Source organism: Flavobacterium terrae, assembly GCF_900142035.1.
Lineage (GTDB): Bacteria > Bacteroidota > Bacteroidia > Flavobacteriales > Flavobacteriaceae > Flavobacterium > Flavobacterium terrae.
On record NZ_FQZI01000002.1, the window covers coordinates 91,451 to 112,336 of the forward strand.

Below are 20,886 nucleotides of genomic sequence, written 5' to 3' on the forward strand. Positions count from 1 at the left end.
TATCTTAGAACAAACACCTTCTAAAATATATACCCAAAACAATAGTATAAATAAAATATGTAAAAGCGTGAGCTAATACTACCCCTTCTACTTCAAAAAATGAAGTAAAACAAAAACTAGAAACAAGTAAAATACTTAAAGAGAAAACTTCAGTAATAATAAATGCTTTGGTCATTTTTTTAGCAAAAAACTGAAGAGCCAATATCCAAGATATTGTTTTTAGAAAATCACCTATAATTTGCCAAAAAAACAACTGAGAAACTGGTTTAAAATCCTCAGTAAACAAAATAGAGATTAGAATATCTTTTAACAAAAACAACAAAATCAAACCTATACCAAAAATGGGCAATACTTTTTTATAAAAATCATATAATACATCTCTTGTTTCTACACTATTTTGTGCTGAAACTAATTTTGGATAATAATAAACCGTGAGAAGTGTATTCATAAAAAGTAAATAATATGAAGATATTCTAGACATTGCTTCCCAATAACCAGCTTGATCAATTCCTTGATTTTCAATAAGATTATTTCTAATTAACAACATAACTAAAGGGCCTAAAACTCCAGAAACTAAAGCCATCAAAAAATAATGCAACAAGTTTTTAATCAACTTTAAATCAAAAATTTTAATGCTTATATGTTTTAACAAAGACAACTTACTGACTAAGAAGTAAAGACTCACGAAAAACAGCAATGAAGGAGCTATGATTATAGAAAGTACAGCACCAAATACATTATATTTTAAAACAAAAAAAATTGTTATCAACAATCCAGTAATGTTACCTATGATGTTGATGTACATTATCTTTTTAAATTCTCCTAAACCATTTATAATAGCATTCAAATAAATAGATGAAATATATAAAGGAGAAATAAATCCTAAAATTTTAAATAAATACGAAAAATCATAGCCATCAAAAACAATTGAATTCCAATAATCAGCAAAGCAAAAAAGTAATATCCCAAAAAAAACAGAAACGCCAATAATGCATAAAAAAAGAGTAGAAAAAATTTTTTTTAATTCATAACTTGATTCTTTATTTTCAGTAACATATTTTATGATTCCATTTTGAAAACCTAAAGATGAAATACTATCGAATGAAGCTAAAAAATTTCTAAAATTTCCAATCAAAGCCATTCCAGAAGGTCCAACATAAATCGCTAAAATCTTTGATGTAATTAAACCAACACCAATTTTAGTAAATACGTTTATACTATTTAAGGAAGAAATCTTAAACAGTTCTGAAGAAATTATTTTTTTGAAAAAACTCAAGATCAATAATTGTTTAAAACCTCAATCACTTTACTTACCTCATCATCAGTCATAACTGGGCTCATTGGCAAACTCAACACTTCTTTGTGAATTTTTTCAGTTATTGGAAAAGATAAATCATTCCATTCCTTTAAAGCTTTTTGTTTATGAGGTGGCACTGGATAATGAATTAAAGTATGAACACCATTATTAAATAGATAGGCCTGTAATTCCTCACGGTTATCAGTTCGAATTACAAACAAATGAAAAACATGATTATTTATATCTAAACAAGATGGTAATTTAATTTTTTCATTCTTAATTTCTGAAAGATAACGTTTAGCTACTACTCGTCTTTTCTCATTTTCAAAAAACAAATTAGGTAACTTACAACTTAAAAAAGCAGCTTGAAGTTCGTCTAAACGAGAATTAAACCCTATTAGTTCATTGTAATACTTTTTTTCTGAACCATAGTTTCTAAGCTTTAAAATTGTATTTGATAATTTTTCATCATTTGTTACAATTGCTCCACCATCTCCTATTGCTCCTAAATTTTTACCAGGATAAAAACTAAATGTACGTGTATGACTGCCTTTAAAATTTAATCCATGAGCTTGAGCACAATCTTCTACAATTAATAAATCATACTTAAATCCAATTTCAATAATTTCATCCATATTAGCCAATTGGCCATACAAATGAACTACCAAAATCCCTTTTGTTTTAGTAGAAATTTTTTCTTCGATTAATTTAGGATTAATATTATAACTTTCAATATCTGGCTCAACTAACACAGGAACTAATCCAGCATGTAAAATTCCAAGAATAGAAGCAATGTAAGTATTTGCTGGAACTATAATTTCATCTCCTTTTTGCAAATTTCCATTTTCTATATAAGCAAGAAATGATAGGGTTATAGCATCTAATCCGTTTCCAACACCAATACAGTATTTGGAATTACAACAATTAGCAAAATTCTCTTCAAATGCTTTCACTTCTTCACCTAATATATACCAGCCACTGTTCATCACCTGCTTCAATTTGTTTTGAAAGGCTTCTTCGTATGGTTTGTTTATTATATTGAGATCTAAAAATGAAATCATTATAAACTTAATTTATATGAATCTTGACTATATATCCTACAACCTAATTCTTCTTTTTGTTTTAACATTCCTTTATTATATTCATCTAAATCATTGACAATCCCCATATCAAAAAAAGATTTACCTTCATTTTGAAACTTCTCAATTAAACTAATAAATAAGTAATCTAAAGCTCTTAATGACTCCCCTTTTTTGGTTGCTGCCCCATATTGTGATTTAATTCCATCTTGTGATTTAAAAATTGTAATGCCTGCAATAATTTCATGATTATCATAAACAGAATATTGCTCAATATTATTAGGAAACTTATTTTTTAAATACATAATCTCATCAACACTATGAACAGGTTTAGCGTTGAATTTTTGTTTCAATTTGGGTACTAAAACATTTTGCCAAAAAGAAGTAAAATCATCTTCATTTATTATTTCTAAACTTAATTTTGAAACTTTATTAAACTGTTTCAATTTACTCTTTGAGATGTTTAACTTTTTTGAAAAATCCAAAACCAAGTTCATATCTCTTTTGCACAACTGAGCCTTGCTCTTAAATAGGAAATAATCTAATCCTGAAAAACCAGTTTGAGAATAAAACAAAGATGGTAGTTTTAAAAAAAAAGTTTCCAATCCTTCTTTTTTAAAAAAATTGAGCAGTGAATTATAAATTTGTTCAACATATTCACCACCGCTTTTTTTCCCTAAAATCAATCCCCCATAAGTCAAACCTTGATGAGAATATAACTCATTCCCTACTCTATTCGCTGGTAAAATTCCAACCAACTTATCCTTCTCATCAAAAACAAGTAATGAACAATCTTCAAATCGGTCACTATGATATTCCATAAAATCACGATGGAATAAAAAAGTTCCATTCTTTGAATCAGCTACAAATTGATTCCAAAGATCATAAAACTTAGACTCGTATTTTTTTATGGTAAATTGACTCAAACTATAATTTTATCCCGAAAGTACATATTTTAAAGCCTATCTACAAAATAATTTGAAAGCCTATCTATTTCTTAGTACTTTAGCCTTTTAATTTGAATCGTTTTGAAAGAAATAACTTCTGTCCAAAATCCTTATATAAAATCTCTAGCTCTATTACAGGAAAAATCTAAAGAGCGTAAAAAAACTGGAACATTCTTAATTGAAGGAATACGTGAAATTGAATTGGCTTTAAAAGGCGGCTACGAGTTAGATACGGTTCTTTTCTTACCGGAAATTAATCCAGAAGAACAAATTGTAAAATTAGTTGGATACAAAACGCAACTATTTGAAATTTCTAAAGAAGTCTATCAAAAATTAGCCTATCGAGACACTACCGAAGGTGTTTTGGCTGTTGCCAAATCTAAATCTTTTTCATTAGCTGATTTAAAATTACCCAAAAACCCTTTGATTTTAGTAGCTGAAGCTCCAGAAAAACCAGGAAACATTGGCGCCATGCTTCGAACAGCAGATGCAGCTAATCTTGATGCTGTTATTATTGCTAACCCAAAAAGTGATATGTACAACCCTAATATTGTTCGTTCAAGTGTGGGGTGCCTTTTCACTAATCAAATAGCAGTTGGAACTACATCAGAAATCATTACTTTTTTAAAAGAAAATAAAATTGATTTTTACGCTGCAACTTTACAAAATTCTACAAGTTACCATGTTCAGGATTACACCACACCAACTGCTTTGGTTGTAGGAACAGAAGCTACAGGATTAAGCCAAGAATGGCGTGATAATGCAACGCAAAATATCATTATTCCAATGCAAGGTGAAATTGACAGTATGAATGTTTCTGTAGCAGCTGCCATATTAATATTTGAAGCAAAAAGACAACGTAATTTTAAATGATAAAAAAAGGTTTACTCCTAATTCTGGTACTTATGTCTTTATTAATAGTTTTCAGAAAAAAATTAAATGATTGGTATCATAATTTAAAACCGAAATACACTACAGAACAAGTTGTAATCAAACACCAAAAAAGGGTGTTTAATTCACTTAAAAACAACTTCGATTTAGCCAAAATTGATTCTGGAAATTTTGAAATGGCCCTTCTAGCTTTTAAGGACTCACAAAAACTGGAACTTTACATTAAAAACCCAAAAACTTCTTATCAATTAATAAAAACATACAATTTCACAGCCTTTAGTGGTAAAATTGGTCCGAAATTAAAAAACGGTGACAAACAAATTCCAGAAGGAATTTATACTATGGAATATCTTAATCCAAACAGTCGTTACCATCTTTCACTAAAAGTTAGTTACCCTAATGCCTTTGATCTGGAAAAAGCAAAAGCAGATAACAGATCCGATTTAGGTGGAGATATTATGATTCATGGAAAAAAAGTCACCATTGGTTGTATTCCAATTGGTGACCAAAACATTGAAGAAGTTTTTACTTTGGCAGCAAAATCAAGTAATCAAAAATTTCCAATTATTATTTCGCCAACTGACTTTCGTAAAAATTCAAATTTCCCTAATATTGAAAATATTGATTGGGAAAAAGAACTATATTCAAACATTCAAACCGAACTAGAAAAATACAACACATAATGAAACAGTTTTTTATTGGAGCAATTGTCTTATTGAGCCTTAATACATTCTCTCAAATTTCTTCCACAGAAATAGATAACCTCGTTGAAAAAACTAGAACAACATTCGATGTACCTGGAATAGCAGTCGCGGTTGTAAAAGATGGTAAAGTAATTCATTCCAAAGGATACGGAGTAAAATCAATCATTACAAAAGAAAAAGTAGACGAAAACACCTTATTTGGCATTGCTTCAAACAGCAAAGCTTTTACGGCTACAGCCTTGGCTATTTTAATTGATCAAGGAAAGTTAGATTGGGACGATAAGGTAGTAAAATACATCCCTGATTTTAAATTATATAACGATTATGTTACTCAGGAGTTTACTATTAGGGATTTATTAACTCATCGCAGCGGATTAGGATTAGGCGCTGGAGATTTAATGCTTTGGCCTGAAGGAAGCGATTTTAAAACAGAAGACATTATTCATAATCTTCGTTACTTAAAACCTGTTTCAAGCTTTAGGACTAAGTTTGATTATGACAACTTATTATATATTGTAGCAGGTGAAATAATTCATAAAGTTAGTGGTAAAACTTGGCCAGAATTCATTGAAACTAATATCATGCAGCCTCTACAAATGGAAAACAGTCGCGGTAATTGGCATCGCATAAAAGATACTACAAATTCAGTAACACCCCACGTAAAAATTGATGGCCAACTCAAAACAACCAAACAAAGTAAAAACAGTGTTATGGATGCTGCTGGAGGAATTTTTTCTAACGTCAGTGATATGAGTAAATGGGTAATTACCCAATTAAATTCTGGTAAATATGGTTCTGATAACAAAACATTATTCAGCGAAAAACAACATAACGAAATGTGGGCTCCACAAACCATAATCCCAACAAATACTGTTCCCCCATACAATGTACATTTTAGTGCATATGGTCTGGGATGGTTTTTGAGTGATGTAAAAGGTTATAAACAGGTAACTCATACAGGTGGACTTGAAGGCATGGTCACACAAGTGACTCTGATTCCAGAAAAAAATCTTGGAATTATTGTGCTAACTAATCAACAATCTGGCGCAGCTTTCTCAGCCATAACAAATACAATTAAGAATACTTATTTAGACATTCCATATCAAGATTATGTAGCATTATATGGCAAACGCAGTCAGGAGTCATCAACTAAAGCTGATAAAAATACCGAAGAGGTATGGATAACTGTAGCAAAAAATGCAAAAATTCAAAAAGAACATTTAAAAAATATAACGGGAACTTATAAAGACAATTGGTTTGGTGAAATTACCATACATGAGCAAAAAGGAAAATACTATTTTGAATCGAAACGCTCACCTCAATTAAATGGTGAAGTTTTCTATTATAAAGACAACATTTTTGCTGTAAAATGGTTCAATAGAAAAATGGAAGCTGACGCATTTATGACTTTCGAAGAAGGGTACAAAAAAATGACAATGAAAGCAATTTCCGAACTAACAGATTTTAGTTATGATTTCCACGATTTGGACTTTTCCAAAATAGACTCAAAATAAGTTAAAAAAGAATCTATTTTTTCACACTTGCTTTGAAATGTTTATAAAAGTGATTAAATTTAAAGAATTGAAGATTAAATGACATGGTTGAGATTGATATAGAAAAAGAAAACAAAGCAATTGCTCAAGAATACAAAGAATTACTTCGAATAAGTTATCAAACTTTAAGTACAGAAGATAAAAAACTTATTCGAAAAGCATTTGATGTGGCCGTTGAAGCCCACCAAGATCAAAGAAGAAAATCGGGTGAAGCCTATATTTTTCATCCTATTGCAGTAGCAAAAATTGTCGCTAGTGAAATTGGGCTTGGACCAACTTCAATAGCTGCGGCATTATTGCATGATGTAGTTGAAGATACAGAAATAACAGTTCAAGATATTGAAAAGTTATTCAACCCAAAAGTAGCACAACTTGTTGAAGGACTAACTAAAATATCTCAGGTTAAAAAAGATATGAATATCTCTATGCAAGCAGAGAATTTCAGAAAAATGCTATTAACCTTAAATGACGATGTTCGAGTAATCATTATCAAACTGGCTGATCGTTTGCACAATATGCAAACTATGGAATCAATGGCCGACTATAAACAAATCAAGATTGCTTCCGAAACTTTATATATTTATGCTCCTCTTGCGCATCGTTTGGGCTTATATAACATTAAAACTCAGCTTGAAGATTTAGGTTTAAAATACACAGAACCTATAGTTTACAATGATATTGTAAGCAAAATAAAAGAAACAAAAGAAGAGCAAGACGCCTACATTAAAAATATATCTGATGTTTTAAGAAAATCATTAGATGAAGAAGGGATTGAATACATTATAAAAGGTCGCCCAAAATCTATTTATTCTATTCGAAGAAAAATGGCTGCGCAAAATGTAACTTTTGATGAAGTTTATGACAAATTTGCTTTGCGCATAGTGTACAAATCCAATCCTCATGATGAAAAATTCTTAGCTTGGAAAATCTATTCTATCGTAACAGATCATTACAGACCTTCACCAAGTAGGTTACGCGATTGGATTTCTTCTCCTAAATCAACTGGGTATGAAGCATTACATATAACAGTAATGGGGCCATTAGGGCGCTGGGTAGAAATTCAGGTACGTAGTGAACGAATGGATGAAATTGCAGAAAAAGGGTATGCAGCTCATTACAAATACAAACAAGGAGCAAATGAAGAAAGTAGTTTAGATACATGGTTAAACTTACTCAAAGAAGCCTTGGAAAATGCTGAGACTAATGCTGTAGATTTTGTTGAAGATTTCAAAATGAATCTATACGCAAAAGAAATCTATGTATTTACCCCAAAAGGAGAAATAAAGTCACTGCCAAAAGGTGCAACTTCGTTAGATTTTGCCTTTTCTATACATTCAGAAATTGGTGTAAAAACAAGAGGAACTAGAGTTAACGGAAAATTGGTCCCTTTAAATCACGAATTAAAAAGTGGAGATCAAATAGAAATCATCACATCTCCTAATCAAAAACCTACAGCAAACTGGTTAGATTATGTAACTACAGCACGTGCTAAAAATAAAATTAGAAACGTACTTAATGAAAATACCAAAAAAATTGCTGAAGATGGAAAAGAAGTTTTAGCTAGAAAACTAAAACATCTAAAAATAACATTCAATGAAACAGTAGTTAACGAACTGGTTTATTATTTAAACTTAAAAACAAGTTTAGATTTATTTTACAGAGTAGGTATTGGAACTGTAGATAATCAACAACTAAAAGATTTTGCTGCACAAAAAAGCAATACTTTCTTTAATTTCTTCAAAAATAAAATCAAGAGATCCAACCCTAATCCTGAATTTATTCACAAAGATGAAATTACTAGTAATTATGATTTATTAGTTTTTGGAGCCGAACAAGATAAACTAGATTATAAGCTATCTAATTGTTGCAACCCAATTCCTGGTGATCCGGTTTTTGGTTTTGTAACCATTAATGAAGGAATAAAAGTTCATAAAAAAGACTGTCCTAATGCTATAAGTATGCAATCAAATTATGCTTATCGAATAATGCAAGCAAAATGGATTGATTCTTCTCAACAAGAATTCAAAGCTATATTAGAAATAACAGGTATGGATAGTATAGGTTTAACTAATGAATTGACAAGAGTTATTTCTAACAACATGCACGTAAATATTCAAAGTATATCCTTAAGTGGAGAAGCGGGAATTTTCAATGGTAAATTAGCCGTGATTGTCCCTAACAATACTGTATTGAAAAAAATGATTGAAAACATCAAAAAAATAGATGGCGTAGACAGAGTTACGAGAGTTTATAAAAATTAAGTCTAGAATAAACTTTTATACTCAAAACAAAAAAATTATCTTTGCCACTTATGACACAAATATCATCTGATAATACTACTAATCAGGAAATTGTAAAAAATGTTTTTACAATGTACCTTGAGGAAAAAGGCCACAGAAAAACACCTGAACGATACGCAATTCTTCAGGAAATATATGATAGTGAGGAACATTTTGATATAGAAAATCTATATCTTAAAATGAAAAATAAAAACTATCGTGTTTCTCGCGCCACGTTATACAATACAATCGAACTACTTTTAGATTGCGGATTGGTGCGAAAACATCAGTTTGGGCAAAATCAAGCGCACTATGAAAAATCTTACTTCGACAAACAACATGATCATATTATCATGACAGATACTGGAGAAGTTATCGAATTTTGTGACCCTAGAATTCAAACCATTAAACAGACTATGGAAGAAATTTTTGGTATCGAAATTCAAAATCACTCGCTTTATTTTTACGCAACAAAAAAACAATAATTAAATGAATAATAGCTTTGCCGAAGTAATGAGTAAAAAAACTAATCATGAGTTAGTTAAAATCGTTACAGTAGATAAAGATAAATACCAACCTTTAGCAGTAGAAGCTGCTGAATTTGAACTAAGCAATAGAAATATTGATCCTGAAAAACTTAACATTATCCAAAAAGAAATCGATATTAGAGTTGAAAAAACTACAGAATTAAACAATCTAACACCATCTTCATCGTTAAGATTTGCCAATTTTTTAATTGACACTGTTTTCTTTGGAATTATTTCTCAAATATTTTTCATTATAATTGGAAGTATTATAAATATTGAAGAAAGTCTTTTTTTTAGTTACGTTTTATTGATTTTGCTCTATGTAAGTTATTACACTTTTTTTGAAAGTAATTGGCAAAAAACAATTGGTAAATTTATAACAAAAACAAAAGTTGTGAATTTCGATGGGGAGACACCAAGCTTAACTGAGATAATATTTAGAAGCTTTTGCAGATTAATTCCTTTTGATAGAATATCATTTTTATTCACTAAAAATGGATTTCATGATTCAATTTCAAAAACAAAAGTTATAAAAGATTAATTATAAATACAACAACACAACACAATGACCGTAGATTTACTACTAGGATTACAATGGGGAGATGAAGGCAAAGGAAAGATTGTCGATGTATTAACCTCAAAATACGACATTATTGCTCGTTTTCAAGGCGGACCAAACGCTGGACATACTTTAGAATTTGATGGAATTAAACACGTTTTAAGAACTATTCCTTCTGGAATTTTTCACAAAAACTCAATAAACATTATTGGTAACGGAGTTGTAATTGATCCAGTCGTTTTCATCAAAGAAATTGAAGGCTTAGAAAAATTCAATATTGATATCTACTCTAAACTTTTAATTTCTAGAAAAGCACACTTAATACTTCCTACTCACCGTTTGCTAGATGCTGCTTCTGAAGCATCAAAAGGCAAAGCTAAAATTGGCTCAACTCTTAAGGGAATTGGACCAACATATATGGACAAAACTGGTCGTAATGGAATACGTGTGGGAGATATTGAATTAGCAGATTTTGAAGAAAGATACCGCCATTTAGCTAACAAACATGAAGAAATGATCAAATTCTACGACGTTTCTATTCAATATAATTTAGCTGAATTAGAAAAAGAATTTTTTGATGCTATTAAAGAATTAAAGAAACTAACTTTCATTGATTCAGAAGAATATTTACACCAAGCCCAAAAAGAAGGAAAATCAATCTTATGTGAAGGCGCTCAAGGATCATTACTAGATGTTGATTTTGGAACTTATCCTTTTGTAACTTCATCAAATACCACTGCTGCTGGAGCTTGTACAGGTTTAGGCATTGCTCCTAATAAAATAAAAGAAGTTTTCGGTATTTTTAAAGCTTATACAACTCGTGTAGGTAGCGGTCCATTCCCTACTGAAGACTTTGCAGAAGCTGGAGATACAATGGCAAGAGTAGGTAACGAATTTGGTTCTGTTACTGGACGTCAACGTCGTTGTGGATGGTTAGATCTTGTAGCATTAAAATATGCTATAAGAGTGAATGGTGTTACTCAATTAATGATGATGAAAGGTGATGTTTTATCTGGATTCGAAACATTAAAAGTTTGTACATCATACCAATACAAAGGTCAAAACATTGATCACTTACCATATAACATAGAACCCGAAAATGTAACACCTGTGTATACAGAATTTAAAGGTTGGAAAGCAGACTTGACCGGATTAAACACATACGAACAACTTCCTAAAGAGCTAAAAGATTATATAGATTTTATAGAAAAAGAAGTAGAAGTTCCTATTACAATTGTATCTGTAGGTCCAGACAGAAAGCAGACTATTTCAAAATAACAAAAGCCCTGAATAAGGGCTTTTTTATTGGATTACCATAAATAAAGCCTATATTTGTTAACCACAAATTAAAAAAATGCCCAATAGAGTCTCAGCATATTTATTATTAGTTCTAAGAAAATTTTCAAGACGTTTCGAAACGTTTTTTTTTGTAATTAAAGAATTATTGTCCGAGAGAAATTTCATTTATTTTTCTTGTGTATTAGTAGCAATTTCTTGTGCATTAGCAGTAATTGTTCTAAAAAGTTTTGCTCACAATGTATTTCTTTGGGCAAATTATATAAACAAATATTTAAAGCTCCCATACTCAAACAGTATTTTACCAATTATAGGAATACTTTTGACTGTTTTTGTGGTCAAGCGTTTTCTTGATGGAACCATTGAAAAAGGAAGTTCAAACATTTTGCATGCCGTTGCCAAAAAAAGAGGTATAGTACCTCGTAAACAAATGTATGCACAAATCATCACAAGCTCATTAACAGTAGGCTTAGGTGGATCTGCAGGACTTGAGAGTCCAATTGTTATCACTGGAGCTGCATTTGGTTCTAACTTTGCTCAAAAGTATAAGCTTTCACAAAAAGATAGAATTTTACTATTAGCCTGTGGTGTTGCTGCGGGAATTGGAGCAGCTTTTAATGCACCAATAGCCGGAGTGTTATTCGCCATAGAAGTTGTATTGACAGATGTAACCATTTCAGCATTTATACCTATTATGATTTCTGCTGCTACTGGTGCTCTAGTTTCTCAAATGATATTGAGTGATGATATTTTATTAAAATTTAGAGACGAACAAAACTTTGATTTTCATAATACACCTTATTATATTTTGCTTGGCCTTTTAGCTGGATTTGTATCTGTACATCACGCTAGAACTTTTAGAAAAGTAGAACATTACTTTAATCATTTTAGCAAAAAAGCCTATCGAAAAGCCATTTTTGGTTCGTTATTACTTGCAGGTCTAATCTTTTTATTCCCAACACTTTTTGGAGAAGGTTATGAAAGTATAAAAACATTATCGTCATCACATCCTGAAAGTCTTTTAGAAAATACTTTACTTGAAAAATATATGTCAAGTGAATGGATTTTGCTAATTTTTATAGGAGTTATCACTTTAGTTAAATCTATTGCCACAGGAATTACATTAGGAAGTGGTGGTAATGGTGGTAACTTTGCTCCTTCCTTATTTGTGGGATCCTATTTAGGTTTTTTTGTATCAAAATCAATAGAACTTTTAGGCATATCTTCTAATCTTCCTATTGTAAACTTTACAATAGTTGGAATGGCAGGAATACTAAGTGGTTTATTTCACGCTCCACTTACAGCTATCTTCCTAATTGGTGAAATCACAGGTGGTTATAGCTTGATGGTTCCTTTAATGATTGTATCATCAGTCAGTTTTGCAGTTTCAAGACGTTTTGAAAAACACTCTATGGATGTAAAATCGTTAGCGGATAAAGGCGATGTATTCACGAGTAATAAAGATTTAAACATTCTTCAAAGTATTGATTTTTTAAACCTTATTGATACCAATGTACAACCACTTACTTTAAATAGCAACTTAGAAAACTTGGTAGAATTACTTTCATCAAAAAATCACACTATATACCCCGTGTTAGATGAAAAATCAACTTTAATTGGTCTGATAGATTTTGAAAAAATTAGACCACTCATTTTTAACTCATTCCAAGTTAAATATACTCCAATAAAAGATGTAATTGAGCAACCCGAAGTGATAATAGAGTTTGACGAAGGTGCTGAGAGTATCATGGAAAAATTTGAAACTTCTGGAAAAAATATCTTACCTGTAATTAGATACGGAAAGTTTTTAGGTTTTTTATCAAAAGTTACCATTTTAGAAGCCTATCGAAAGAAGCTAAAAGAAATCGTAATTGAATAAATAGCAGCTTTTATAAATTATTCTTAATAAAATTCGTCGTTATTGGATTTTAGTTAATTTTGGCAAAAAATATATCCATTGAATACAGCATATTTTAGACTTATTTGTTTTACTATTTTTTTAAGTGCAACTACACTTTGGTCTCAAACACAACCTGTCTCTAAAGACAGTAAACAGGTTATTATTGAAGGATCTGATTTTTTAGATATTTCAGAAAGTGAAATTCCAGGTGCTATAGTTTTTACTGGAAACGTACGTATTGTACATGAAGGGGTTAGAATGACTTGTAATAAGGCATATCACTTCACTAAAGCCAACTTTGTTAAAGCTTTTGGTAATGTAAACATGGTTCAAGGTGATACGCTTACGATGACCAGTAAATACGCTGAATACAACGGAAACACAAAATTTGCTTATGCTACAGGTAATGTAGTAATGCGTGATCCTAAAATGACATTGGTTACAGATACAATCAATTTTGATCGTAACTCTCAAATGGCATATTACAACTCACAAGGCACAATTACTGATCCAGAAAACACTTTGACTAGTAAATCTGGAAAGTACTTCTTATCGCAAAAAAAATTTCAGTTTCAAACCGCTGTAACAGTTACCAATCCAAGGCAAACGATTAAGACTAATCATTTAGACTATTATACTAACTCTGGTCATGCTTATGTTTTTGGCCCATCAACCATTACATCAAGCAGTAATACCATTCATACCACTAAAGGGTTTTACGACACTAAAAAAGACGAAGGAAAACTTCAGAAAGGATCAAAGATTGTCTATAAAGACCGACTAATTGAAGGTGATGATATTTACTATGATAGAAAAGAAGATTTTGCTCGAGCAAAAAACAATGTAAAAATCACTGATACTATCAATAATTTTGTTGTTAAAGGTCACTATGCAGAAGTTTACAAAAAGAAAGATTCGATGTTTATCACAAAAAAAGCATTGGTTACCACTCTTTTTGAAAAGGATTCTGTCTATTTCCATGCTAAAAAATTAATTGTAACAGGGAAACCCCAAGAACGCATTATTAGAGGTTTTAACAATGCTCGCTTTTACAAAAAAGACATGAGTGGCAAATGTGACTCTATACATTATGATCAAAAAAAGGGACTAACACAAATGATTGGTAAACCCATTTTTTGGAATGGCAAAAACCAAATGACTGGTGATTTGATGCATTTAATTTCGGATAGTAAATCAGAACGAATAGACTCTTTAAAAGTTCTTAACAATGCTTTTATAGTTTCAAAAGATACTATTGGCAATGGGTACAACCAAGTAAAAGGACAAAATTTATATGGTAAATTTAAAGATAATAAGCTTCATGAAGTCGATGTTGTAAAAAACACCGAAGTCATTTATTATATGAGAAATGAAAAACAAGAGCTTATTGGAATCAATAAAAATGTCAGTAGTAAAATCAACATGATTTTAGACGGCAATACCATCGAAACCATTACTTTTTTCACAAATGTTGATGGTGATATACTCCCAGAAAATGAGCTTCCAGAAAATGCTCGATTACTCAAAGGATTTATTTGGCGGGGCGATGAACAAATACTTTCATTAGCGGACATCTTTCCTAAAGAAGAGCTAGAAATTGATGCGAAAGTACAAGATGAAACAAAGAAAAAAATGATGGAGTTAGATGTTCCAATGGAAGCTTCAAAAGAAACCTTGGAGTATGATAAACCTAAAAAGCCAGAAAAGTCCAAAGTCCAAAGTCCAAAGTCGAAGAGCAAAAAATAATTTACTCATTCTATTTTCTTTATTTTTAAATAAACAAATCCACGCATTAACAAATAACCATAGTAACAATGCTAAACGATTTCTATAAATATCAGGCACAAACCTCACCATACCCATTAGGAATGGAAGTTTCGCATGCAAAAGGATCTTATATTTACGACACTGACGAAAAAGCTTATTTAGACTTTGTAGCTGGTGTTTCTGCTTGTACATTAGGTCATCAACACCCTAGAGTACGTGAAGCCATTGTGAATCAACTAGACAAATATGCTCACGTGATGGTTTATGGCGAATATGCACAAGATCCTTCTGTACAGTTATGCAAATTATTAGCAGAAAACACTCCTGCTCCACTTGATAAAGTATATTTAGTTAATTCAGGTACAGAGGCAACAGAAGGCGCTTTAAAACTAGCACGTCGTGTAACAGGAAGAAGCCAATTAATTTCGTGTTATAATGCATATCATGGAAACACCATGGGATCTATGAGTGTTATGGGATTTGAGGAACGCAAACAAATATTTCGTCCATTAATTCCAGACGTCGACTTTATCACATTCAACAACGAAGAAGATTTACTTAAAATAACTGATAAAACAGCAGGAATAATACTTGAGACAATTCAAGGAGGAGCTGGATTTATTCAACCTCATGATAATTTTTTACAAAAAGTAAAAAAACGCTGTGAAGAAGTTGGAGCTTTAATGATTTTAGATGAAATACAACCGGGTTTTGGTCGTACAGGTAAACTATTTGGCTTTCAAAACTATAATGTTGTTCCAGATATTGTCGTGATGGGAAAAGGAATGGGCGGTGGAATGCCTGTGGGAGCTTTTATGGCAAAATCTGAATATATGGATTTATTGAGTCACGATCCGAAGTTAGGACATATTACTACATTTGGAGGTCATCCCGTTATCGCAGCAGCTTGTTTAGCAACATTACAAGAGTTAGTAGAGACCGATTTAATGCCTCAATGTATTGAAAAAGAAAAGCTATTTAGAGAACTACTAGTTCACCCATTAATAAAAGAAGTTCGTGGTGAAGGCTTAATGCTGGCTGCCATGACAGAAAGTCCTGATATTACTAATCGAGTAATCTTTAAATGTCAAGAAAAAGGGCTTATTTTATTTTGGTTACTCTTCGAAGGCTGCGCTATAAGGATTACTCCACCATTAACCTTGTCAAATGATGAAATAAAAGAAGGATGTGGCATTATTATTGAGGCTATGAATGAAGTGATGGCCGAGTTATAATTTTAATAATAAGCAAAAAAGTATAAAAACCATTAAAATCAATAACTGTCAGCGCAAAATTGTTAATTAAATTGTTCACAACAATCAATTTTCAATACCAACAACAAGTTAAAAGGTTTCTTAACTTTATTAAGGATAATTCTAAAAACAATGAGTATGCATTTGAGTCACGAAGAAGAAGAGAGAAATTTATCCTTATCACGTTTTGAATCAATGCTTAAAACAAACAAAGTATTGTTTTTTGATTCAGAAGAATTCGAGGATATCATACTACATTACATGGACATTGGAAAACCGAGTCTTGCCAAGAAGGCACTTAAGTTAGCACTCGAACAACATCCAAAGTCGACAGGATTAAAACTAGTTCAAGTAGAAATGTTAGTCTTTGAAGACAAACTAGAAACAGCCGAAAAACTTTTAAATGAACTTTACGCCATTGAGCCTACAAATGAAGAAATTTACATTCAAAAGGCTAATATTTTCTCAAAAAGAGACAATCACGAAAAGGCGGTTGAACTACTTAAAATAGCTTTAAAATATACAGATGATTATGCAGATGTTCATAACCTAATTGGTATGGAATACCTTTTCATGGATGAACTAGAGCTTGCTAAAGAATATTTTATTAAATGCCTTGAAGAAGAACCTGAAGAACAATCAAGTCTTTACAATGTAATTTATTGTTTTGAATTTTTAGAGCAATATGATGAAGCTATTGAGTTCTTAACCCAGTATATTGACAAAAATCCATATACTGAAATTGCTTGGCACCAGTTAGGTAGATTAAATTATACCATCAAAAATTACCAAGATGCTTACATAGCTTTTGATTATGCAACATTAATTGACGACCAATTTATGGGAGCATTCATGGAAAAAGCAAAATCATTAGAGCGTTTAAAACGATATGAAGAGGCTATTTTTAATTACAACGAAACTATTCGTCTAGAAGATCCTACTTCGTATGCATTATTACGTATTGGTAAATGTTACGAGAAGCTTGGTAATGATCAAGAAGCCTTAAAATATTACAATCAAACAGTACACGAAGATCCATTATTAGATAAAGGCTGGATTGCTATAACAGATTATCATTTCAAACACAATGATTTCCAAAAAGCACTATACTTTGCAAACAAAGCAATTGCTATAGATGGTGAAAACCGCTTTTACTGGAAACGTTTTGCATCCATAAATAAAGCTTTAAACTTATTTGAAGAGGCCGAATATGGTTATCGAAAAGCAGTTGAATTTGGAGATACTGAACTTGAAACATGGTTGTACTGGGTTAATATTCTACATTATTTAGGAGAATTTGATGCAGCAATACAAACGCTTTTACAAGCTTGTGATTTTTTTCCTGATGAAAATGAAATTGAGTATCGATTAGCAGGATTTCATTTAATGCTAAACGAAACCGAAAAAGCATTATTCCATCTTAACAATGGATTGCGCATAAACTATAACAATAGATTCTTACTAAACGAACTTTTTCCTGGTATCCTGGACACAAAAATTGTTCAAGAAACAATAAAGAAATACAAGAAATAATGAAGAAAATATTTTTTTTAACCCTCTTTTTGTTTCCAATAATAGTATTAAGTCAATCCAAAAATAATACTAAAACAAACAAGCAATCCAAAGAAGGTAGTCAGATTGTGAAAGTTGAGCCTGTTTTTGGTGAAAATCATGTTTATGATTATCCTAAAAACGCGAACTTACTAGACTCTACTCCTGAATATTCAGAAGGTGCTGTCAAATTTGACGAAGATTTTAATATTGCTTTTAATCCTTCAGTTACCGAAGATGTAAAAGGGAAAATTCTAATTGAATTTGTTATTGAAAAAGATGGTTCATTATCACATATTAAAATTTTAAGAAACGTTCAGCAATTAGGTTCTGAAGCAGTTAAAACCATTCAATCTCTAAAAAAATGGAAACCGGCTACAAGAAATAAAAAACCAGTAAGAACAAAATATCTTGTTCCCATAGAAATTGACATTAAAGCCAACACACCTAATGAAGAAACTGGGGTTACTAGGTAAAAATATTAGTTATTCTTTTTCTAGAAGTTACTTTGCCGAAAAATTCAAGAACGACGGAATTTTAAATAATTTCAGTTATGAAAACTTTGACATACAGTCTATAAATGAGTTTTCTGGAATTTTAAAAAACAATCCTGACTTAATTGGTCTGAATGTTACCATTCCTTACAAACAAGATGTGATTCCGCTTCTTAATAGCTTATCAGACAATGCTAAAGAAATTGGCGCTGTAAATACCATTAAAATATCTCCTGACGGGAAATTGATTGGTCACAATACAGATTATTTTGGCTTTACAGAATCGTTAAAACCTTTACTTAAATCATATCATAAAAAAGCACTGATTCTTGGTACAGGAGGAGCAGCAAAAGCAATTGCTTATGGTTTAGGCCAATTAGAAATAGAGTTTGTATACGTTTCAAGAAATAGGACTTCAACAACTATTAGTTACAATGATTTATCAAAAGAAATATTTCAAGAACATCAAATCATTATTAATTGTACACCACTTGGTACTTTTCCCAATATTGAAAATTGTCCTGATATTCCATATCAATACTTTACTTCAAACCATATTGCGTACGATTTAATTTATAATCCAGAACGAACTAATTTCTTAACAAAAGCTCAAACTAAAGGAGCAACAATTAAAAACGGTTATGAAATGTTAGTTTTACAAGCCGAAAAAGCTTGGCAAATTTGGAATTCCTAGCCCAGATGGAAACGGCATCCTTTTTGGTGACTGAGGCTCTCGAAGTTACCAAAAAGATATAGTGTACAGCTGGATAAAGCTCCAAAAAAATAATGATCTTAAATCATTTTAACCGATTTATGCATCTTTATACCAGTTTTTACTTTTGATTTTATACGCTTTTTAGTAACTTCGGCGTTAATTAATTAAACAGTAATATCCTGCGATATGCAAGAAGAACAACACGACAACCTGCTTCACGCAGACGGAAAAACAGAAGCTACAACGCAAAATATTGCAAATGAAGCTATTGAAACCATAGAAAACTTAAATGCTGAAGCTAGCGAACATCATTCGACAGAAGACAGCCATGACTTACCTATGCTCGATTATGAAGCAATGGACATGGACAAGTTAGTAGTCGAACTTGAACACTTGGTAGCTAATGACAATATTTTAGCCATAAAAAATCATGTTGAAGAAATAAAAACTGCATTTTTAGCTAAATACAATCATTTTATTGAAGAGAAAAAAGAAGAATTTCTTCATGAAAATCATGATTCAAGCGAAGAGTTTGAATACCACTTCCCTTTAAAATCAAAATTTGATTCTTTATACAACAATTTTAAAGCTAAAAAAAACAATCACTTTAAAAGCTTAGAATCAAAGCTAAAAGAGAATTTGCAAAATAGATTAGCTTTAATTGAAGAACTAAAAACTTTGATTAACCCAAGTGAAAACATTGGTGATAATCTAAAAAAGTTCAATGATTTACGTGAGCGTTGGAAAAATGCCGGAGCAATACCAAAAGATAAATACAATCACGTATGGAATAATTATCATTTCCATGTAGAAAACTTTTACGACTATTTACATCTTGACAGAGAAGCTAGAGATCTTGACTTCAAGCACAATTTAGATTTAAAACTAAAAATAATAAGTCGTGCAGAAGAGTTATTAAAAGAACAAGATGTTTTCAAAGCTTTTAGAGAACTTCAATCTTTACACAAAATCTGGAAAGAAGAAATAGGACCAGTTTCTAGAGAAAGACGCGAAGAAATTTGGCATAAATTCAGTGAAGTAACCAAACAAATGCACGAAAAACGTGAAGGTTTGTTTGCTCAACAACATGAAATAGAACTGCAAAATCTTGCTAAGAAAAAAGAAATTATTGCTGCTATAGAAGCTATTGCTACAGAACATGTAGAAGTACATTCAGGTTGGCAAGCTCAAATTAATAAAATAGAGGCCTTACGTCAAGAGTTCTTTTCTACAGGAAAAGTACCTGCTGATGTAAATGAACAAACTTGGAGTGAGTTTAAAAATGCTGTTCGCAATTTTAATGCTCATAAAAATTCGTTTTACAAAGACATCAAAAAGGAACAACAAACAAATCTTGACAAAAAGAATGCTTTAGTTGCTCGCGCAAGAGAATTACAAGATAGTGATGACTTTGCAAACACCACACCAATCATGAAGAAAATTCAAGAAGAATGGAAACAGATTGGTCATGTACCACGCAAATTTTCGGATGCTGTTTGGGCCGATTTTAAAGCGGCTTGTAATCATTACTTTGATAGACTTCATGCTGTAAAAAATGAAAATGAAGCTGTAGAAATTGAAGCTTTCGAAAAGAAAAAAGAATACCTAGAAACCGTTCGTCTTTTTGAATTTTCTGGTGATCACAAAACTGATTTAGATGGAATAAAAAAACACATCGAAAATTGGAAAAGTTTTGGAAAAGTTCCTTTTGCAAGAAGACACATCGAAGGAAAATTCAATAAAATACTTGATGCCTTATTTGAAAAGTTAAGTATGAGCAAAAAAGACGCAGAAATGATGCGTTTTAACAATCGTATCGAACAATTAACTGACTCGAATAATTCAAGAGGTTTGGATAATGAAAAAATCTTTATTCAACGTAAAATTGAAGAAGTACAAAAAGAAATTTTCCAGTTAGAGAACAATATTCAGTTCTTTGCAAATGCTAAAAAAGACAATCCAATGCTTGTTGAAATCAACAAAAACATTGAGCGTCACAAAGAAGAATTAGCCACTTGGAAAGAGAAACTTAAACAAATTAGAAATTTGTAAAATAAAAAAGCCTAGCATATGC

General features: G+C 31.2%; 17 protein-coding genes. 14 read left to right on the top strand and 3 right to left on the bottom strand.

Annotation, left to right across the window (positions count from 1 at the left end; translation table 11 throughout):
• Window positions 1-4 precede the first annotated feature (4 nt).
• The 3 genes from BUC09_RS04680 to BUC09_RS04690 are packed head-to-tail and all read right to left on the bottom strand — an operon-like array spanning window position 5 to window position 3,302.
• Window positions 5-1,276: an O-antigen translocase gene (locus BUC09_RS04680; RefSeq protein WP_073309191.1), complete on the bottom strand. Its 1,272-nt coding sequence runs from the start codon at window positions 1,274-1,276 to the stop codon at window positions 5-7.
• Between the two features lie 2 nt (window positions 1,277-1,278).
• Window positions 1,279-2,358 carry a DegT/DnrJ/EryC1/StrS family aminotransferase gene (locus tag BUC09_RS04685; RefSeq protein ID WP_073309193.1) on the bottom strand — a complete coding sequence of 360 codons (1,080 nt, stop codon included), beginning with the start codon at window positions 2,356-2,358 and terminating at the stop codon, window positions 1,279-1,281.
• Window positions 2,358-3,302 carry a FemAB family protein gene (locus BUC09_RS04690; protein ID WP_073309195.1) on the bottom strand — a complete coding sequence of 315 codons (945 nt, stop codon included), beginning with the start codon at window positions 3,300-3,302 and terminating at the stop codon, window positions 2,358-2,360. The genes BUC09_RS04685 and BUC09_RS04690 overlap by 1 nt, the downstream gene beginning before the upstream one ends.
• Before the next feature lie 102 nt (window positions 3,303-3,404).
• Here BUC09_RS04690 and BUC09_RS04695 point away from each other — a divergent pair, with 102 nt between their 5' ends.
• From BUC09_RS04695 to BUC09_RS04760, 14 genes are all read left to right on the top strand, one after another.
• Window positions 3,405-4,196 (top strand): TrmH family RNA methyltransferase, encoded by a 792-nt coding sequence (locus BUC09_RS04695; protein ID WP_073309197.1) that lies wholly within the window; start codon window positions 3,405-3,407, stop codon window positions 4,194-4,196.
• Window positions 4,197-4,228: 32 nt separating this feature from the next.
• On the top strand, window positions 4,229-4,897 hold the full coding sequence (locus BUC09_RS04700; protein ID WP_143161867.1) for a L,D-transpeptidase family protein: 669 nt from the start codon (window positions 4,229-4,231) through the stop codon (window positions 4,895-4,897).
• Window positions 4,897-6,432 (top strand): serine hydrolase, encoded by a 1,536-nt coding sequence (locus BUC09_RS04705; protein WP_073309201.1) that lies wholly within the window; start codon window positions 4,897-4,899, stop codon window positions 6,430-6,432. The genes BUC09_RS04700 and BUC09_RS04705 overlap by 1 nt, the downstream gene beginning before the upstream one ends.
• Before the next feature lie 83 nt (window positions 6,433-6,515).
• A complete protein-coding gene (locus BUC09_RS04710) occupies window positions 6,516-8,732 on the top strand; it encodes a RelA/SpoT family protein (RefSeq protein ID WP_073309203.1) in 2,217 nt (738 codons plus the stop codon).
• Window positions 8,733-8,782: 50 nt separating this feature from the next.
• Window positions 8,783-9,235: a Fur family transcriptional regulator gene (locus tag BUC09_RS04715; RefSeq protein ID WP_143161868.1), complete on the top strand. Its 453-nt coding sequence runs from the start codon at window positions 8,783-8,785 to the stop codon at window positions 9,233-9,235.
• Between the two features lie 4 nt (window positions 9,236-9,239).
• The gene (locus BUC09_RS04720) at window positions 9,240-9,818 is read left to right on the top strand and encodes an RDD family protein (protein ID WP_073309205.1); all 579 of its coding nucleotides are present in this window, start codon (window positions 9,240-9,242) and stop codon (window positions 9,816-9,818) included.
• Between the two features lie 24 nt (window positions 9,819-9,842).
• Window positions 9,843-11,114 carry an adenylosuccinate synthase gene (locus BUC09_RS04725; RefSeq protein WP_073309207.1) on the top strand — a complete coding sequence of 424 codons (1,272 nt, stop codon included), beginning with the start codon at window positions 9,843-9,845 and terminating at the stop codon, window positions 11,112-11,114.
• A 76-nt stretch (window positions 11,115-11,190) separates the two neighbouring features.
• Window positions 11,191-13,011 carry a chloride channel protein gene (locus BUC09_RS04730; RefSeq protein WP_073309209.1) on the top strand — a complete coding sequence of 607 codons (1,821 nt, stop codon included), beginning with the start codon at window positions 11,191-11,193 and terminating at the stop codon, window positions 13,009-13,011.
• Window positions 13,012-13,089: 78 nt separating this feature from the next.
• The gene (locus BUC09_RS04735; RefSeq protein ID WP_073309211.1) at window positions 13,090-14,778 is read left to right on the top strand and encodes an OstA-like protein; all 1,689 of its coding nucleotides are present in this window, start codon (window positions 13,090-13,092) and stop codon (window positions 14,776-14,778) included.
• A 68-nt stretch (window positions 14,779-14,846) separates the two neighbouring features.
• Window positions 14,847-16,034 carry an aspartate aminotransferase family protein gene (locus BUC09_RS04740; protein WP_073309212.1) on the top strand — a complete coding sequence of 396 codons (1,188 nt, stop codon included), beginning with the start codon at window positions 14,847-14,849 and terminating at the stop codon, window positions 16,032-16,034.
• Window positions 16,035-16,190: 156 nt separating this feature from the next.
• Window positions 16,191-17,585, top strand: coding sequence for a tetratricopeptide repeat protein (locus BUC09_RS04745; RefSeq protein WP_073310363.1), 1,395 nt, complete (start codon window positions 16,191-16,193; stop codon window positions 17,583-17,585).
• Window positions 17,585-18,079, top strand: a complete 495-nt coding sequence (locus BUC09_RS04750) for an energy transducer TonB (protein ID WP_073309214.1) — start codon at window positions 17,585-17,587, stop codon at window positions 18,077-18,079. The genes BUC09_RS04745 and BUC09_RS04750 overlap by 1 nt, the downstream gene beginning before the upstream one ends.
• Window positions 18,054-18,791 carry a shikimate dehydrogenase family protein gene (locus tag BUC09_RS04755; protein WP_073309216.1) on the top strand — a complete coding sequence of 246 codons (738 nt, stop codon included), beginning with the start codon at window positions 18,054-18,056 and terminating at the stop codon, window positions 18,789-18,791. Before BUC09_RS04750 ends, BUC09_RS04755 begins: the two co-directional genes overlap by 26 nt.
• 207 nt (window positions 18,792-18,998) lie before the next feature.
• A complete protein-coding gene (locus tag BUC09_RS04760) occupies window positions 18,999-20,864 on the top strand; it encodes a DUF349 domain-containing protein (protein ID WP_073309218.1) in 1,866 nt (621 codons plus the stop codon).
• Window positions 20,865-20,886: the final 22 nt, after the last annotated feature.